The organism is Serratia sp. CY29653 (assembly GCF_052169255.1).
In the GTDB taxonomy this organism is placed as follows: domain Bacteria; phylum Pseudomonadota; class Gammaproteobacteria; order Enterobacterales; family Enterobacteriaceae; genus Serratia; species Serratia sarumanii.
Genome location: NZ_JBJNLC010000001.1, coordinates 1059405 through 1077405 on the forward strand (window position 1 = coordinate 1059405; position 18001 = coordinate 1077405).

Genomic DNA, 18001 nt, shown 5'->3' on the forward strand with positions numbered 1-18001 from the left:
TGCAGTAAACATGGGGTTTGGTGAGCAAAAGGTAAAAAAAACGTATCAATAATCCTAAAATGCGTTACGATTATCGCTATTTTCGATAAAAGTGGTATGATTTCCGTATCAATGTTGCATTTTTAGGCGTGGGTGAGTTGATGGACTATCTTTCAGAAATTTTGAAAATAATTGAAGGCGCTACTAAAGCTAATGCATCGATGGCTAATAATTATGCAGGTTTGCTAGCTGACAAACTTGAGCAATCCGGTGAGATTAAACAAGCTAAACTTATTAGAGAGCGGCTTTTGCGTGCACCTCAAGCCTTAGCTGGGGCGCAAAAGGCAGGAGGAGGTGTTTCGATAGGGTCTTTACCCGTTGACATTGACAGTAGGTTAAGCACTGTTGATGTAAGCTATCCAAAACTAGACAAATCGGAACTCTATCTTCCTGCAGGAATTAACACAAGAGTCGATGAATTCATAACTAATGTTCAGCGCTTTGATGAATTTGTAAAGGTAGATGCTGCTTTACCAAGCAGATTACTTATGTACGGTAAACCTGGTACTGGGAAAACGATGCTCTCAAGATATATCGCATCTCGACTCGAGTATCCTTTGTTGACTGTAAGGTGTGATACCTTGATAAGTAGTCTCTTAGGTCAAACAAGTAAGAATCTGCGACAAGTATTTGACTATGTAAACCAGCGACCTTGCGTTTTATTTTTAGATGAATTTGACGCATTAGCAGGTGCTAGAGGAAATGAAAGGGATATTGGTGAGTTACAGCGGGTAGTAATTTCCTTGTTGCAAAATATTGATGCCGCTTCTGATAACACAATAATTATAGCCTCCACCAATCATGAACAACTATTAGATCCAGCGGTCTGGAGACGGTTTAGCTTTAGAATCCCTATGCCGTTACCTGACCAGCACCAGAGAGAACTAATCTGGAAGAGCCGGTTGAAAAATATGCTAAGCAATGAAGTTGATTTATGTGATCTGGCTAAAAAATCAGAAGGTTTATCTGGTGCGATAATTGAGCAGGTTAGCTTGGATGCGCGCCGAGATGCAGTCATTGCTGGCGATAAAAAAATCATTAACCACAAACTTTACAGGCGTTTATATCTTGCGCAATCTCTAATTGACGGTGTAAATTTACACACTTACGAAGATGAAATTTGTTGGCTTCGATCTAAAGATAAGAAAATCTTCTCAATTCGAGTTCTTGCAGAGCTATATGGTCTTTCGGCAAGAGTTATTTCAAATGTTCTGAAGGAGTCAGGATCAAATGAGCAGAAGGGGCACACAGGCTAGTATCACCAATCCCATTTTAAAAATTCCATTTTCCCGAAGGGATTTGGGGGCGATTGAAGGGGGAGGTGGCGGAGCAAAAGAACTGGTTGAAGTCACTCCCGAGTACAGGCGCGGATTAGTCCGCGCTCTCAATAGCACCAAGGCATATTTGCAGTCTAAACTCGATGATCATCCGAGGAGTCTCGGAACGATCGTTTTCAAGCTTAGAGAACAAGGCATTGCTAAATCACACAGGCCAAACAAGCTCACCCAAGAAGCAGGGTTGCAAAATGCTGGCCACGGTAAAATTGACGAGATGTTGGTTGCTGCCCATTCAGGTAGTTTTGCGGCATTGGAGTCAATTATACTGCATCGTAACATCAAAGCGATTGTTGCTAACTTGAGCGCTATTGAAAGTATTGAACCATGGGATGAAGAACGAAAAATCCCTGGCGGTCGTGAACCTCTTTTTGCCGCATCTAATATTCTTCTTCGTCTGTTTCAGTATTCCGCAGAGGACGCCACAGATTCTAACCATGAAAGTGTGTTAGATATTTTAGATGACAATGAAGTCGAATATATCACCATCAGACAAAGACGCGGCCCTCCTTTGATACGTGTTGTTGGCATTTCTGAGCATGATGAATCTGTATTGGAAGCATTGATTGAGCATCCTGGAGTACGCACTTTAATTCCTGAACCTAAATACTCAGCGTTCCCTGTCAGTGCCAGCAGTGCTGAAAGCAATGGTGTAGATGACTTCCCATTGCCTCAGGGAGATTTGCCATTAGTAGCAGTATTCGATACTGGCGTCAGCCCGACTGCTATATCCATTAGTCCTTGGATAGCAAGTAGTGAAACGTATGTTATTCCCCCTGAGACTCGTTATGAGCATGGTACAATGGTCTCTTCATTGGTTTCGGGGGCTAGCATCCTGAACGATAGACATTCTTGGTTGCCTGAAACACACTCAAAAGTGCATAATGTATGTGCTTTGGACGAGGATGGATCTTACATTTCAGACCTTATTATTAGATTGACTGATGCCGTAAGTAAACGTCCTGATATCAATATCTGGAATCTATCCTTAGGCGGCGGACCATGCAGTGAACATTTATTCAGCGATTTTTCTATGGCTCTGGATAAATTAAGTGATCAATATGGCGTTTTATTTGTTGTGGCTGCAGGGAATTATCTTGATCAGCCAATCAGAACGTGGCCAGACCCTGACTCTTTAAATGGCAATGATCTAGTGTCTTCACCTGGTGAATCTGTCCGTGCATTAACTGTCGGTTCAATTTCTCACATAGATGCTGCAGATGCATTGAGCGCATTAGGCACACCTACACCTTATACGCGTCGTGGCCCTGGACCAATTTTTACTCCTAAGCCTGATATAATTCATGCCGGTGGTGGGGTTCACGCTCCATGGAGTGTTGGTTCTAGTAGTTTAAAGGTTATAGGTCCTGATAATAGAATCTACTCTAATTTCGGCACTAGCTTTGCATCACCTATTGTGGCGAGTTTAGCTGCTCATACTTGGCAGGAAATCGCAACCAGCCCTGATTTTTCTGTTTCACCTTCTTTAGTTAAAGCTCTTTTGATTCACTCAGCCCAGCTTTCTTCTCCAGATTACACTACACATGAACGACGTTATTATGGCGCAGGTCTTCCTGAAGAAGTTTTCGAAACCTTGCATGATTCAGATGATCGCTTTACATTAATTTTCCAAACATTCCTTGTTCCTGGTATGAGGTGGCGGAAGGATAATTATCCTATTCCTGAGTGTCTTAGCCAAGATGATAAATTCAAAGGGGAGATTATCATCACAGCTGCTTATGCTCCGCCGTTAGATCCTAATGCTGGAAGTGAGTACGTTAGAGCTAATGTCGAACTTAGTTTTGGTTTGATAGAAAATAATAGCATGAAAGGCAAAGTACCAATGGAAGGTGAAACAGGCCAATCAGGTTATGAAACCGCCCAGATTGAACATGGAGGAAAATGGTCTCCGGTGAAGATTCATCGCAAGGCATTCACTCGCGGTATAGCTACTGGAAATTGGGGGCTTCAGGCAAAAGCTACTTTGAGAGCTAATGAACCTGCCCTTCGAGAACCCCTGCCCGTCACCATAATCGTAACATTGAGGTCTTTAGATGGTGATACCGAAGTGTATGCTGGCGGGGTTAGGGCGTTGAATGCAAATAACTGGGCTAGTTCGCCGCTTCCAGTGCGTGTTCCGATTACAGTTTAAAGCAAGAAAAAGGTTTGAAAAACTTTACTATTTAGGCCATCATTTTAGTGATTTTTGATATGATGCCGTAGTAATAAAAACAGGTAAGCACATTACGCCGTCCAACTAACCTAGGGTGGTTTGTTGGGTAGTGTGTTCTCCTGTGAATCTGTTAAAATTCCTCCATCACACAGGAGGAACTATGGGCTGGCAAGGCATACCTTTTCTGATGAAAGGCGATGAGGTTTTCTATCACGCAGAAGTTCTCTTAAGTAAAATCCCTAAGATTGTTTTAGAAATCCCTGATAAAAGTAGTTGGGAATCGTTTTTAACCGCATTGATTGCGGGTGGGATTCCTGCGTATGTAGCTTACCGCGCAATGAAATCCAATACCCAGTTGGTAACTCAGCAGCAACTGCAGCAGGGTAAAATAGCAGATAAAACGATCAAGGCGCAGGTAGTCGCCTCAAGTAGGCAGGTTTGGATCAATGAGATTAGAGATTTGCTCTCTCAATTTGCCGCGGACAACCGCGCATGTCTCAAGCGTCAGTGGGATTACTTCAACGCTGACAATCTATTTCAACAATATGCTTTAACTGAGCAAAATATTAACATAGAAGTATTTCTTGAAGAACGCCGGACAGCTCAGCGTATGCTTGAAGATGCGATACGGGCCAGGGATGAAATTTTAAATAAAATAAATTATGTGAAAAACCGTATTTTATTGATGCTCAACCATGATGAAGCTGAATGTGCCGCTTTGATAGAATTGATGTCATCCATTGAAAAAAAATCTAGTAACTTGAGTGAAGCTGACTTGAAGGATTATCGTGATGTCAGTAGGCAGCTAAGAGTTGATATAGATTATTTTATTATCTGTGCACAGAAATATCTTAAAGGTGAGTGGGAGATAATAAAAGCATCCATTTAATTTTATACCAAATTTTTATAAGCCACGCCTACGCGTGGTTTTTCATGCCTAAATTCGGAGTAAACAATGTATGACCCATTAACCACTTCAGCAGGGCTTGCTGCTGGTGGTGACCTGCCCCCAGGATTAGATACAACCTTCAGTTAGTAATGTCGGTTGGTTTTTGTTCATATTTTCTGTTTCGCCAGTCCGTTGCGAATTCAGCTGGTGTCTGGTAATCCAGTGATGAATGGGGACGGCACTCGTTATAATCCTGCCTCCAGTCATTAATCGTTTTCCGGGCATGAAGAATATCGCTGAACCAGTGTTCATTCAGACACTCATCGCGAAAGCGTCCGTTAAAACTCTCAATAAATCCGTTCTGCGTTGGCTTACCTGGCTGGATAAGCCGTAGTTCCACACCATGCTCAAAGGCCCATTGATCGAGTGCGCGGCAGGTAAATTCCGGGCCCTGATCGGTTCTTATTGTCGTAGGATAGCCCCGAAACAGCGCGATGCTGTCCAGAATACGCGTGACCTGAACGCCTGAAATACCGAAAGCAGCGGTGATCGTCAGACACTCCTTCGTGAAATCATCTACACAGGTCAGGCACTTGATCCTGCGACCGTTGGCCAGAGTGTCCATAACGAAATCCATCGGCCATGTAAGATTCGGTGCATCCGGGCACAGAAGCGGAAACCGTTTGGTCGCCAGCCCTTTACGGCGTCGTCTGCGTTTTACGCTCAGTCCATTAAGGTGGTAAATACGGTATACCCGCTTGTGATTGACATGAAGGCCCTCCCTACGCAGCAACTGCCAGATGCGCCGATAACCAAAACGTCTGCGTTCAAGCGCCAGCTCAGTAATACGCCCTGATAAATGTGCATCAGCAGCCGGACGCTGAGCATCATAACGGCAGGTCGACAGGGACAAACCTGTAAGCCTGCAGGCACGACGTTGCGACAGACCGGTCGCATCACACATCAACACCACGGCTTCCCGCTTCTGGCCTGTCGTCAGTACTTTCGCCCCAGAGCCTCCTTATCCAGCATGGCTTCGGCAAGCAGCTTCTTGAGCCTGGCGTTCTCTTCCTCAAGCGACTTCAGGCGCTTAACCTCGGGCACCTCCATACCTCCATACCGCCATACTTCTTACGCCAGGTGTGAAAGGTAGCGTCGGAAATGGCGTGCTTACGGCAGAGCTCACGGGTAGAAACCCCGGCTTCAGCCTCGCGGAGGATACTGATGTTCTGTTCGTCGGAAAAACGCTTCTTCATGGGGATGTCCTCATGTGGCTTATGAAGACATTACTAATGTCGCGGTGTATTAATCAACGGGGAGCAGGTCACCGAGGCAGTACGAAATAGAGGGCGCTTTCCGCGCCGCTGTAAAAATTGAGCAAACGGGACGGCGTACTGTGACAACGCAGGATTTTGTTAAGCAGCTTGAGGCGGTCAACTGGAACTGGTCACTGAAGCAGGCTAACAACTGGATCGAGTGCTACGTAACAACCTTCAAAGATATCTCTGCTGAGGAAGGGGAAGCGCGTACCTTTATGCTGTTTAACCCAAATAGAGGGCGTTGAAATGGGTACTGACTACATTCAAGCGGTCAGTCTCGACGGAGTAAAAGCTTCCTACATTTCGCTCCGGCCTATGAAGAACATAAGGAATTTCTCCATCTGTGGTGCTAACGGACAATAAAAATTTTTAGGGGCAATAAAGGGGCATTCCACCATCAAAAGGGGCAAAAAAGGGCATTTTTTGAGTAAATTGGCGGTGATTGGCGTACTTAAGTTGGTAGTGTAACATTATGAAAAATAGGTGAAATATAGAAAGTTTAATAGTTTGCGGAAAAAAGGGTTATACCTTCAGGTTGTACTGCTCTTTTTGGCTAACGGATTGCTTTTCTGACATTTAAATCGTGCTCATTCTCAATGGGGGGCACTAGGGACATGGCGTTGTAGACCGCGAGTTTACCATTCAACCGGCCAATTTTGATCATTATTCATCATCCAGCTTCCACGCGCCCGACGCGAGGCCTGTATGGTACGGATTGCGAGCAGGAATGCCAGCGGGTTTTATTGAGTATCCCAACGATCTTCTTCGCGGCAGAAGGGGCGATGGGAATTACTCAGTATTGGGGCGAGCGAAAGCACGCAACACGTCGTTTTCCAGACGGAAGTACTGTTTGGCCGTGATTTCGTCGGCGCCAAGCTAGCGATAGAAAAGTCCGGCGTTGGGGTTGGACTTTTCAGCTGTCCAGTCCAGACGGCTACAGCCATGTTCGAGCGCAATAGTTGCGATAAAACGCATCATTGCCTTGCCTACGCCCAACCCTCTGGCAGTGCGGCTGACGAACAGCTCTTTCATAAACATTTGACCGCTGAGCTTAGGGGCGGGGTGCATGATGCAAAAGGTACAAAATCCGCAGACCTTACCTTGTGACCAAGCACTGGCGACAGTAATACCTGAGTAGGGGCCAAACAGCGCGTTATTGAGGTAAGGGAGCACCTCTTGGCGTTTTATCACGTCGGGGCCGAAATAATATTCTTCCATTTCGATGATGATATCGACCAATGCTTCCGAATGGCTGCGATCTGAGATGATGATTTCCATGCGTTCTTTGGCTTCTGGCGCAATTGCAATGAGAATAGAAGGAAAAGCAACAGGGCGCGAATCGCTCGCGCCCTGATGGCGTTACTCTGCGGCGGATTTTTCCGCCTTGCCGGCCAGCAGGCTGAGGAAATCGTATTTCTCCTGCAGCTCTTTCTCGGCGGCCTGATACAGCGCGCTGGCCACTTCCGGTTGCTGCGCGTTCAGGCGGCGGAAACGCTGTTCTTTCAGCAGCGTTTCCGACAGGCTGCTGTTCGGCGGCCGCGAATCCAGCGCCAATGCGGCCTTGCCCTCGGCGCTGCGGCGCGGATCGAAGCGGTACAGCGGCCAGAAGCCGGTGGCGGTCAGCTGTTTCATCTGATCGTGGCTGAGCGCCAGATCGTAGCCGTGCTCTTCGCACGGGCTGTAGGCGATGATCAGCGACGGCCCCGGATAGGCCTCGGCCTCCTGAATCGCTTTCACCGTTTGGTTGAGCTGCGCCCCCAGCGAGATCTGCGCCACGTAGACATGGCCGTACATCATCATGCTGACGCCCAAATCCTTGCGCGCCTTGCGCTTGCCGTGTTCGCCGAACTTGGTCACCGCGCCGAGCGGCGTGGCCTTCGACTGCTGGCCGCCGGTGTTCGAGTAGCACTGGGTGTCGAGCACCAGCACGTTGACGTTCTCCGTCAGGCTGAGGACGTGATCCAAACCGCCGAAGCCGATGTCGTAGGCCCAACCGTCACCGCCGATCAGCCAGATGGATTTATCCACCAGGTAGTCGGCGCCGGCCGCCAGCTGGCACGCGTCTTCGCCTTCGAGATTGGCCAACAGCGTGCGCAGTTCAGCGATCTGCTGACGGCGCGGCTCCGGCGCCACGTCGCCCATCTGCAGGGCATTGACCAACCGCTCCGGCAGCTGCGGCGCCAGAGCATTCAGCAGGCGCAGCACTCGCGCGCGATGTTGATCGACCGTTAAACGGAAGCCCAGGCCGAATTCGGCGTTGTCTTCGAACAGCGAGTTGGCCCACGCCGGCCCGCGCCCTTCGGCGTTGGTGGTGTACGGCGTGGTCGGCAGGTTGCCGCCGTAGATCGACGAACAGCCGGTGGCGTTGGCGATCAGCAAGCGGTCGCCATAGAGCTGGGTCAACAGCTTGATGTACGGCGTTTCGCCGCAGCCGGAGCAGGCGCCGGAGTACTCGAACAGCGGCGTGATCAGTTGCGAAGTGCGAATGTCGATGCGCTCCAGCTGCGTCGGATCGATTTCCGGCAGCTGCAGGAAGAAGTCGTAGTTGTCTTTTTCCGCCGTCAGATTATCGAGGCGCGAAGCCATGTTGATGGCCTTGATCTCCGGGTTCTGGCGATCTTTCGCCGGGCAGACCTCGACGCACAGGTTACAGCCGGTGCAATCCTCCGGCGCTACCTGCAGCACGTATTTCTGGCCGCGCATATCGCGCGCTTTGACATCCAGCGACTGCAGGGAGGCGGGGGCGTGCTCCATCTCCGCCGGCTGAACCACCTTGGCGCGAATGGCGGAGTGCGGGCAGGCGGCGACGCAGTGGTTGCACTGGGTACACAGGTCGGGCTGCCAGATCGGGATCGCTTCGGCGATGTTGCGCTTTTCCCATTGGGTGGTGCCCACCGGCCAGGTGCCGTCCGGTGGGAAGGCGGAAACCGGCAGCGCATCGCCCAGCCCAGCCAGCATCGCGGCGGTGACGGTTTTGACGAAGTCCGGTGCGGCGTCCGAGACCACCGGCGGGCGCATCGGGCTGCTGGCGTCGACCGGCTGCAGCGGGATCTCGGTCAGCGCGGCCCGGGTGGCGCCCAGCGCCTGCCAGTTGCGCTCGACGATCTCCTGGCCCTTGCTGCTGTAACTGCGGGCGATGGCGTCCTGCAGCTGTTGCAGCGCCACGTCGCTCGGCAGGATCTGCGTCAGGTGGAAGAACGCCATCTGCATCACGGTGTTGATGCGCGCGCCAAGCCGGCATTCGCGCGCCAGCTTGGCGGCGTTGATGATATAGAAACGCGCCTGGCGTTGGTGCAACAGCGCCTGAACCTCCTGCGGCAGGCGCGACCAGACCTCGTCGGCGCCGTAAGGGGTATTGAGCAGGAAGGTGCCGCCGGGCTTCAGGCGTTCGACCATTTGGTACTTATCGATAAACTGCAGCTGGTGGCAGCCGACGAAGTCCGCGCGGCTGACCAGGTAAGCCGAGTTGATCGGCTGCTCGCTGACGCGCAGGTGCGACACCGTCAGGCCGCCGGCCTTTTTGGAGTCGTAGACGAAATAGCCCTGGGCATACAGCGGCGTGGCGTTGCCGATGATCTTGATGTTGTTCTTGGTGGCCGAGACCGAGCCGTCGCTGCCCAAACCGTAGAACAGCGCTTCCAGCGAGGCGCGCTGCGGCAGGATTTCGTCGCTCAACGGCAGCGAAAGCCAGGTGACATCATCGAAGATGCCGACGGTAAAGCGCGGGCGCGGCTGCGGCTGGGCCAGCTCGCGGAACACCGCCAGCGCGCAGTCAGGGCCGAACTCTTTCGATGACAGGCCGTAACGGCCGCCGATCACCCGCGGCAGCGTGGCGCGCTCACCCCGGCTGTAGGCTTCCGCCAGCGCGGTCATCACGTCCAGATACAGCGGCTCGGCCAGCGCGCCCGGTTCTTTGGTGCGATCGAGCACCGCGACGCTGCGCACGCTGTCCGGCAGCGCGCCGAGCAGGTATTTGGCGGAGAACGGCCGGAACAGCCGCACCTTCAGCACGCCGACTTTCTCGCCGCGGGTCAGCAGGGTGTCGATCACCTCTTCGCAGGTGCCGGCGGCGGAGCCCATCACCACCACCACGCGCTCGGCCTGCGGGTGGCCGTAATAGTCGAACGGCCGATAGTGGCGGCCGGTGAGGGCGGCGAAGGCTTCCATGGCGTCGATCACGTGCTGGCCGGTGGCGTCATACCACGGGTTGGTGGCTTCGCGCGACTGGAAATAGGTGTCCGGGTTGGCGGAAGTGCCGCGCACCACCGGATGATCCGGCGACAGCGCCCGGCTGCGGTGAGCGTCGATCGCCGCCTGCGGCAGCATTTGCCGCAGCGTATCGTCGCTGAGCGGTACGATCTTGTTGATTTCGTGCGAGGTGCGGAAGCCGTCGAAGAAATGGATAAACGGCACGCGCGCGTTGAGGGTGGCGGTCTGCGAGATCAACGCGAAGTCCTGCGCCTCCTGCACGCTGCCGGCGCACAGCATGGCGCAGCCGGTCTGGCGCACCGCCATCACGTCCGAGTGGTCACCGAAGATGGACAGCGCGTGCGTGGCTACGGTGCGCGCGGCGACGTGCAGCACAAACGGCGTCAGCTCGCCGGCCAGTTTGTACAGCGTCGGGATCATCAACAGCAGGCCCTGCGATGAGGTGAACGAGGTCGACAGCGCGCCGGTTTGCAACGCGCCGTGCACGGTGGCGATAGCGCCGCCTTCCGACTGCATTTCCACTACCCGGGGGATATCGCCCCAGATGTTTTGCCGGCCATCGCCGGACCAGGCATCCGCCTGCTCCGCCATGGTGGAACTCGGCGTGATAGGGTAGATGGCAATCACTTCGTTGGTGCGATAGGCCACGGAAGCGACTGCATTATTACCATCTGTAGTTATCATCGGCGTTACCTTTTCATTGCTCTCAAAGCCGCGAAAGCGCACTTTCGCAGTAATGGAAAAAAGTCTAACAGAGGGTTTGAACGCGGCTTTATCGTGTTTGTGTGGCGGGTGACAAATCGTCAAAGGCCTATTTCCTCGTCGATTGGGGGCCAGCGGCAATAAATTGTTTTCACCGTTTAAAGACAATTTATTTCCGGCGCGTCATAATTGCGCATCGGCAAACTGACAGAAGAAAATCATGAGCGCATTTATGTATTTGACGATGGCGATAGTCGCGGAAGTGATCGCCACCACCATGTTGAAAGCCTCCGAGGGCTTTACCCGCCTGTGGCCGTCGCTGCTGGTGGTGCTGGGCTACGGCGTGGCATTTTGGGGGCTGTCGATGGTGGTCAAGAGTATGCCGCTGGGCATCGTGTATGCGATTTGGTCAGGCATGGGGATCGTGCTGGTGTCGGTCGCCGCGGTATTTGTTTATCAGCAAAAATTGGATTGGCCGGCGATCGTCGGCATGGGATTAATTATTGCCGGCGTGCTGGTGATTAATTTACTGTCCAAAGCCACGGTGCACTGAGTGTTATTTTAATGTGAAAAAAGGCCGGCGCGACAGCAAGTCGCGCCGGTTGAAGAATTCAGCCATCATTCACTGAAAATAGTGGAATGCTAATTACTTAGCGCCGCCAGCATAGACGCAAATATCGTCCTCTCCGGTAGCAAAAAATGCGCCGTTTCACTGAAAGCACGCGAAGATAATGAATAGCGATATCCCCGGAAAAACTTCCTGGTCGGCAGCGGTGACGTTATCACTTTCTGCGTGCGGCCGAAGCCTGGCAGCGGGTGGCGCCGTCACGTTTGGCACCGCGCGCCGGTGCGGAAATATTCTGCAAACAAAATAAATGTCCGGCTGACGCAAAAAAACGACAAATAATGGCTGGAATATATTTTCATTATTTATATATCGAGCTAGATTAAACAAGTTTGCATCAAAGATAGCGAAACGTGTCCGCCAAGTGACGCGCGTTATCAGCAATGGCGATTTTACACAGCGCAGTTCCGGGTTCAGGAGTGGGATAATGACGACATCAAAATGGCTGCTTGCCAGCGCCGTGCTGCTTTTAGCCGCCTGCAGCAGCAATAACGAAGAGCCAGTACAGCAGGGCAACAGTGCCAGAATCAATACGTTGCAGACCAGCGCCGGTTGCGCGGCGGTCGGCGGCGTCACCACCATCGCGCACAACCTGAACGGTGAAGCGCTGCGCATGTGCCAGATGCCGAACGGCAAGCAGTGCGAAGAACGCACGCTGGGCCTGGGCAGCTGCGCCGGGTAAGCCCGCGGCGCCAGGCCTGGCGCGCAGGATCAATACACCCAATCGCGCAGGGTATAGATAAGCGTGTGGCCGCTGCCGTTGAGCGTCAGCTGCTGGGCGCTTAGCGTCACTTCGGCGCCGTTTTCCAGCACGGTGCCGATCGCCCGATCCCAGCGGTTGCGCTGTTCATCAGGGCACAGCCTGCGCGTCGTCGCCAGCGGTTTCACCGTCAGCACGCCGTCGCGTAATTGCCCCTGGCCGAAGAAGCGGTTGCACATCGCACCGGAGACATGCAGGTTCTCGCCGAACTCCAGATTGAGCAGGCCGCCGCCCGCCGGTGGCTTCGCCGTTTCGCCATCCACGCTCTGCAACACGAAGTGGTGATGCAGCAGATCGCCTGGCGTGACGGCCGTATGTGGTTTCATGCTGCACCCCGCTAAAGCCAGCGCCGCAAGGGCGGCTACCGTGGTTTTTCTCATCGCGTTCTCTCAAATAAACAGGGCGCCGCAAGGGCGCCCCGAGGTGACGCTCAGGCGTTCAACTGGTTCGGGCAGGCTTCGCCGCGATCCAACTGGCTAATGTTCTGCAGCGTGGTTTGCGAAATGCTGGTCAGCGCCTCTTCGGTCAGGAAGGCCTGATGGCCGGTAAACAGCACGTTGTGGCAGGCCGAGAGGCGGCGGAACACGTCGTCCTGAATCACGTCGTTAGACTTGTCTTCGAAGAACAGATCGCGTTCGTTCTCGTAAACGTCCATTCCCAGCGCGCCGATTTTCTGCTGCTTCAGCGCGTCGATGGCGGCGGTGGAGTCGATCAGCGCGCCGCGGCTGGTGTTGATCACCATCACGCCGTTTTTCATCATCGCGAAGGCGTCGGCATTCAGCAGATGGTGGTTTTCCGGCGTCAGCGGGCAGTGCAGGGTGATCACGTCGGACTGCGCGTACAGCGTTTTCAGGTCGACATACTCCGCGCCCAGTTCCAGCGCCTGTTCGCTCGGGAACGGATCGTAAGCCAGCAGCTTCATACCGAAGCCTTTCAGAATGCGCATCGTCGCCACGCCGATTTTACCGGTGCCGATCACGCCGGCGGTGCGGTTGTGCATGTTAAAGCCGATCAGCCCTTCCAGCGAGAAATTGGCGTCGCGGGTGCGTTGATAGGCGCGGTGAATACGGCGGTTCAGGCACATCATCATGCCTACCGCGTGCTCCGCCACGGCTTCCGGTGAGTAGGCCGGCACGCGCACTACCTTGATGCCCAGTTCTTTGGCGGCGTCCAGATCGACATTATTGAAACCGGCGCAGCGCAGGGCGAGAATTTCGACGCCCAGCGCCGCCAGTTCTTCGAGCACTTCACGGCTGCCGTCGTCGTTGACGAAGATACACACCGCCTTGCAACCGGCGGCCGTTTTGGCGGTTTTTTTGCTGAGTAAAAAGTCGAAGAATTCCAGCTCATAGCCAAACTGCTGATTCACCAGTTCGAGATATTTACGGTCATACTGTTTGGTACTGTATATCGCCAATTTCATCGTGGTTTCTCCACCGTGATTTTGTGATCAATTTAACAGATTTTAGTAAATTCGACAATTGGTTAGCAGTTTGTCCCGCGCGGGGCTTGTTCTATCAGACAGGGGAGTGAAACCGGCCCGCATTGGGCCGGTTCACGCGGTTTTAACGAGCGATTTCCGTGTAATGATGCTCATCGTAATCATGGGTCAAATAACTGTTAACGACATCGTTAAAGGCGATCCAATGAGGCGTTTTCTGGTGTGCTGAAAGCGCCGCCTTATCGTCCCAGTTTTCGATCAGCGCGTAGCTGTTCTCATCGCTCTGGCATTGCCAAAGCTGGTAAAAAGAGCAGCCGGCTTCTTTATTGGATTCCTGCACCATGGTGTTGAGCAGGCTCAGAAACGCTTGCCGCTTGGCCGGATTGACCTGAAAAAAGACGTTGAGCGTAATCATGATTGATTTCCTCGGTCGGTAATGAAACTGGATATCTCCAGGGGCAGCATTGTGCTGACAGCGAGGATTTTACGGACTTGATGGCTGACTAAAAGTGAAATAAAGTTCGTGAATCGTTCACTTTTGGTGAAGGCTTAAGATGTTTAAACGTGCCCAGTTAGCCACCTTTTGCATGGTGGTGGAGTCGGAGAGTCTCACGGCCGCGGCGGAGCGGCTGTTTTGCGTGCCCTCTAACGTGACCAAGAAATTAAAAGAGCTGGAAATGGCGTGCGGCGTCACGCTGTTCGAGCGTGAGCGCAATCGGCTGTCGCTCACGCCGGAAGGCCGGGCGCTTTACCATAAAGCCAAGCGTTTTTTGGCGGTCGAGGAGCGGGCGCGAGCGCAGCTTGAACAGGATCCGGTGCAGGGCGAACTGAGGCTTGGCGCGCTGGATATCGCGTTGAGTCATCATTTGCCGCAAAAGTTGGCCCATTACCGTGCGCAAAATCGCCGCGTTCAGCTGAGTGTGGTGCAGGGATATTCGCTGGATCTGGAGTTTCAGCTGCAAAAAGGGGCGCTGGACGTGGTGTTTTCAGATGGGCCGATCGAACATCCGCAGATGCAGAGCCGGCGTGCTTTCCAGGAGCGTTTGGTCTTCATTGGCGGGGCATATCGGCCGGCGCTGTTGGCAAAAAGCGATCTCTATGTTTATTCGCGGCAATGCCACTATCGCCATCTGGTGGACGCCTGGCTGCAGAAGCAGCAAGTCATCCCCGCCGCGCTGCTGGAGGTGGAATGCTACGACGTGATATTTGCCTGCGTAACAGCGGGATTAGGCTATGCGTTTGTGCCCGAAAGCCTGGCGCGGCAGCGAAAGGTTGCATACATAGAATGCGGGAATGAAATGCGCAGCGATATTTATGCTATCTGGCGTAAAGCGAGCGACAGCCGCATATTGCACGATTTTATTGACGCCGTGATTCGGCATTAAGGCAAAAAAATCCCCACGGGGGTGTGGGGAATGGCTTCTCTAGTACACAGTTAGCTAGCAGCTGAACTTTTATTAGAATGGTTGCAAGACTATTAATCATCAATGGCAACGACAATAACAAAAGTCTGAAAACTGTCCTGTTTATGTGATGCATATGTAACGAAAATCTACAACTCCGCACACGTTTGCGCCAAAAAGGTGCAAATCGCCGCTGCGACCCCGCTCAGCTTCACCCTATGTCAAATTCATGCCATCATTATTGTCAATTCAGGCATAGACTTAACCAATGCCTAACTCAGGAACGAAGCAACCATTTAATGACCAGGCGATTAAAAGTATTCATAGGGACGGTGGCGGGCTGCGCAATTCTGGTGCTGGCGTTGTGGCAAACTTTGCCGCGCTGGCTGCCGGGCGTGTTATCGCATTGGTTGCCGGCGGGAAGCCGCCTGGAGTTGCAGGGCAAATTGCACTGGCGCCAGGGCGGCCTGGCGCTGGCGGGGGCGCGTTTCACCGCGCAAGATTGCCTGCTGGCCAACGTCGGGCCGACGCGGTTGGCTTACCGCCAGGGCCGCTGGCAGCTGTCGAGCGATAAGGTCAGCGTCGATAGCGCCTGTTTGTCAAAACTGCCGGGCGGCGATGCCAACAGCGCGCCGCTGGCGCTCGATCAGCTGCAGCAACAGCTGCCGCCGCTGGACCTCACCATTAATGACCTGACGCTGGTTCCCTGGCAGCGTTATGCCGGCAAGCTGCAGCTTTCCTCCGGCCCTGACGGGCAACGCCTGCATTATCAGGGGCCGAATCTCAGCGCCGAGGCGCAGCTGGATGAAAAACAGCAGCTGACGTTGCAGAGCCTGACCGTCGTCCCGCCCAACAGCGCGCAACCGCTGCGTCTCGCCGGCAAGATAACCATTCCGCTGGATCTGGCCAGCCTGCCGACGCAGGGCGCGCTGCAGGGGGAAATGCAGACCGCCTATCTGGAAAAACCGGTATTGCTGGACATGCGCTGGCAACAGCGGCAGGGCGTGTTGACGGTAAGCGAAAAAGGTGACGATCGGCCGCTGGCGGTGCTGCCGTGGGAAGTCGCGCCGCAGCGGGTCAGTATCAGGCAGGGCGAGTGGCGTTGGCCGTACAGCGGGCAGCCGTTGAACGGCGGCCTGAGCGTTGCGCTGCACGACTGGAGCAAAGGGTGGGATGAAACGGAGATCAGCGCGCGGCTGAACGTGATCACCGCCGGCCACAACGGCAAGGGCAATGCGGTGCTCACCCTCGGGCCGGGCAAGGTAGGGTTGACCGACAGCGATCTGCGCTTCCAATTGACCGGTCAGGCCAATCTGGCCGACTTCTCCGCCACCGCGTCGATTCCGGGCGTGATCGGCGGCAGCATTCTCAACCCGACGCTGGTGCTGCAGCCGGGGTCGCTGTTGCGCCTGTGGGGCAAGGTGACGCCGGAAATGACGCTGGAAGAGGCGCGTTTGCCGCTGGCGGGCGTGAAGGTGACTGCCGCCGGTATCACCGGCCGCCTGCAGGCGATTCTGAACGCCAGCGACAGCTATTGGGGGCGCTTCAAGCTGCACCTGGACGGCCAGGCGCAGGATTTCTGGCCGGACAAGGGCGACTGGCAGTGGCGTTACTGGGGCAACGGCCGGTTGCCGCCGCTGCAGGCCGCCTGGGACGTCGCCGGCAGCGGGCGCTGGCAGGACAGCGAGCTGGTGCTCGACAAGCTCTCCACCAGTTTCGATAAATTGAAGTATGGTTTGGTGACGGTCGCCGCGCCGCGCCTGAGCCTCAACCGGCCGCTGCGCTGGCGGCGTGATGAACAAAGCCCGCAGTTCAACGGCGAGCTGCAACTGGCGGCGGATAAGGTCAGCTTCAGCGACGGCGGCCATCTGCCGGCGCCGGTGCTGGCGCTGCAGGTGAACGGCCTTTCGCCGGACAGTTTCCAACTGCAGGGCAAACTGCAGGCGCAGCAGATCGGGCCGATCGCGCTGCGCGGCCGTTGGGACGGCGAACGCCTGCGCGGTGAAGCCTGGTGGCCGAAACAGTCGCTGAAGGTCTTCCAGCCGCTGCTCGCCCCGGATCTCAATCTCACGCTGCGCGACGGCGAGTTTTATGCGCAGTCGGCGTTTTCCGCCGCCCGCGAGCAGGGCTTCGAGGCCGGCGGCCACTGGGTGGTGAAAAACGGCGGCATGTGGCTGAAAGACGGCGAAATGAGCGGCCTGGACTTTATCCTGTCGTACCGGTTCAAGCAGCATCAGTGGCTGCTGGGGGCCAAACAGCCGGTGTCGCTGCGCATCAAGTCTTTCAGCAACCTGTTCGAGATGCAGAACATTTCCGCCGATCTGCAGGGCACCTATCCTTATAGCGAAGGGCAGCCGCTGACGTTGAGCAACGTCGGCGTGGACATGCTCAACGGGCATATCAGCCTGTCGGCGCTGCGGTTGCCGCAGCATGACGCCGCGGTGCTGAAGCTGGACAAGGTCGATCTCAGCGCGCTGTTCACCGCCCTGAAGCCGAAGCAGTTCGCCATGTCCGGCCGGGTCGACGGCGAGCTGCCGCTGTTCCTGAACCACCCGAAATGGCTGGTGCAAAACGGCTGGATCGCCAACGCCGGCACCCTGACGCTGCGGCTGGACAAAGACATGGCCGACGCCATCGGCAGCAACAACCTGGCGACCGGCGCGGCGATCGACTGGCTGCGCTACATGGAAATCAACCGTTCGCACGCCCGGGTCGATCTCGACAACCTGGGCGAACTGACGCTGAGCGCGCGTATCGACGGCATCAACCCGCAGAAGAACGCCAAGCGCGAGGTGATCCTGAACTATCGGCATCAGGAAAACGTGTTTCAGCTGTGGCGCAGTTTGCGCTTCGGCGACAATTTACAGGAGTGGCTGGAGCAGGCCCTCTCACAACCTGGGGAGCAACAATGAAAATCATGAGTGTGTCGACGCTGGCAGCGGTGCTGTGCGTTTCGCTGCTGAGCGGCTGCGTGCCGCGCATCGAGGTGGCGACGCCGAAGGATCCGATCACCATCAATATGAACGTCAAGATCGAGCATGAAATTCATATCAAGGTGGATAAGGACGTCGAAAACCTGCTGAAAACCCAAAGCGGTCTGTTCTAGG

At 54.4% G+C, this 18001-nt stretch carries 14 protein-coding genes and 1 pseudogene; 9 read left to right on the forward strand and 6 right to left on the reverse strand.

The window, feature by feature from the left end:
- Nucleotides 1–140: 140 nt before the first annotated feature.
- The 3 genes from iteA to ACJ8HN_RS05210 all read left to right on the forward strand — a co-directional run bounded on the left by iteA (nucleotide 141) and on the right by ACJ8HN_RS05210 (nucleotide 4435).
- On the forward strand, nucleotides 141–1295 hold the full coding sequence (gene iteA / locus ACJ8HN_RS05200) for an anti-phage ATPase IteA (RefSeq protein WP_442523119.1): 1155 nt from the start codon (nucleotides 141–143) through the stop codon (nucleotides 1293–1295).
- Nucleotides 1270–3525, forward strand: coding sequence for a S8 family anti-phage peptidase IteS (iteS, locus tag ACJ8HN_RS05205; protein WP_442523120.1), 2256 nt, complete (start codon nucleotides 1270–1272; stop codon nucleotides 3523–3525). The genes iteA and iteS overlap by 26 nt, the downstream gene beginning before the upstream one ends.
- Before the next feature lie 181 nt (nucleotides 3526–3706).
- Complete coding sequence (locus tag ACJ8HN_RS05210; RefSeq protein WP_442523121.1) at nucleotides 3707–4435, forward strand: hypothetical protein; 729 nt, start codon at nucleotides 3707–3709, stop codon at nucleotides 4433–4435.
- A gap of 139 nt (nucleotides 4436–4574) precedes the next feature.
- Here the strand turns inward: ACJ8HN_RS05210 and ACJ8HN_RS05215 are convergent.
- A pseudogene (locus ACJ8HN_RS05215) lies at nucleotides 4575–5691 on the reverse strand (IS3 family transposase).
- Nucleotides 5692–5777: 86 nt separating this feature from the next.
- Between ACJ8HN_RS05215 and ACJ8HN_RS05220 the strand changes: the two are divergent.
- Nucleotides 5778–5999, forward strand: a complete 222-nt coding sequence (locus ACJ8HN_RS05220; RefSeq protein ID WP_442523552.1) for a DNA polymerase V — start codon at nucleotides 5778–5780, stop codon at nucleotides 5997–5999.
- Nucleotides 6000–6630: 631 nt separating this feature from the next.
- Here the strand turns inward: ACJ8HN_RS05220 and ACJ8HN_RS05225 are convergent.
- Both ACJ8HN_RS05225 and nifJ read right to left on the reverse strand, forming a co-directional pair.
- A complete protein-coding gene (locus ACJ8HN_RS05225; RefSeq protein WP_442523122.1) occupies nucleotides 6631–7032 on the reverse strand; it encodes a GNAT family N-acetyltransferase in 402 nt (133 codons plus the stop codon).
- Nucleotides 7033–7113: 81 nt separating this feature from the next.
- Nucleotides 7114–10647, reverse strand: coding sequence for a pyruvate:ferredoxin (flavodoxin) oxidoreductase (gene nifJ / locus ACJ8HN_RS05230; protein ID WP_442523123.1), 3534 nt, complete (start codon nucleotides 10645–10647; stop codon nucleotides 7114–7116).
- 238 nt (nucleotides 10648–10885) lie between these two features.
- Here nifJ and ssmE point away from each other — a divergent pair, with 238 nt between their 5' ends.
- Together ssmE and ACJ8HN_RS05240 are read left to right on the forward strand one after the other, a co-directional pair.
- Nucleotides 10886–11218 (forward strand): multidrug efflux SMR transporter SsmE, encoded by a 333-nt coding sequence (gene ssmE / locus ACJ8HN_RS05235; RefSeq protein ID WP_033634669.1) that lies wholly within the window; start codon nucleotides 10886–10888, stop codon nucleotides 11216–11218.
- Nucleotides 11219–11717: 499 nt separating this feature from the next.
- A complete protein-coding gene (locus tag ACJ8HN_RS05240; protein WP_015377999.1) occupies nucleotides 11718–11972 on the forward strand; it encodes a DUF333 domain-containing protein in 255 nt (84 codons plus the stop codon).
- A gap of 29 nt (nucleotides 11973–12001) precedes the next feature.
- On the opposite strand, the gene hslJ is transcribed toward ACJ8HN_RS05240, so the two are convergent.
- The 3 genes from hslJ to ACJ8HN_RS05255 form a co-directional block, all read right to left on the reverse strand.
- On the reverse strand, nucleotides 12002–12430 hold the full coding sequence (gene hslJ, locus ACJ8HN_RS05245; RefSeq protein ID WP_442523124.1) for a heat shock protein HslJ: 429 nt from the start codon (nucleotides 12428–12430) through the stop codon (nucleotides 12002–12004).
- Nucleotides 12431–12480: 50 nt separating this feature from the next.
- Nucleotides 12481–13473 (reverse strand): 2-hydroxyacid dehydrogenase, encoded by a 993-nt coding sequence (locus ACJ8HN_RS05250; protein WP_016927571.1) that lies wholly within the window; start codon nucleotides 13471–13473, stop codon nucleotides 12481–12483.
- A 142-nt stretch (nucleotides 13474–13615) separates the two neighbouring features.
- Entirely contained in the window at nucleotides 13616–13906 is a 291-nt protein-coding gene (locus tag ACJ8HN_RS05255) for a putative quinol monooxygenase (RefSeq protein ID WP_047567278.1), read from the reverse strand.
- Between the two features lie 139 nt (nucleotides 13907–14045).
- Here ACJ8HN_RS05255 and ACJ8HN_RS05260 point away from each other — a divergent pair, with 139 nt between their 5' ends.
- From ACJ8HN_RS05260 to ACJ8HN_RS05270, 3 genes are all read left to right on the forward strand, one after another.
- Nucleotides 14046–14876, forward strand: coding sequence for a LysR family transcriptional regulator (locus ACJ8HN_RS05260; protein WP_060430320.1), 831 nt, complete (start codon nucleotides 14046–14048; stop codon nucleotides 14874–14876).
- 317 nt (nucleotides 14877–15193) lie between these two features.
- Nucleotides 15194–17806, forward strand: coding sequence for a YdbH family protein (locus tag ACJ8HN_RS05265; RefSeq protein WP_442523125.1), 2613 nt, complete (start codon nucleotides 15194–15196; stop codon nucleotides 17804–17806).
- Entirely contained in the window at nucleotides 17803–18000 is a 198-nt protein-coding gene (locus ACJ8HN_RS05270; protein WP_025302979.1) for a YnbE family lipoprotein, read from the forward strand. The genes ACJ8HN_RS05265 and ACJ8HN_RS05270 overlap by 4 nt, the downstream gene beginning before the upstream one ends.
- The last annotated feature ends 1 nt before the right edge of the window (nucleotide 18001 follow it).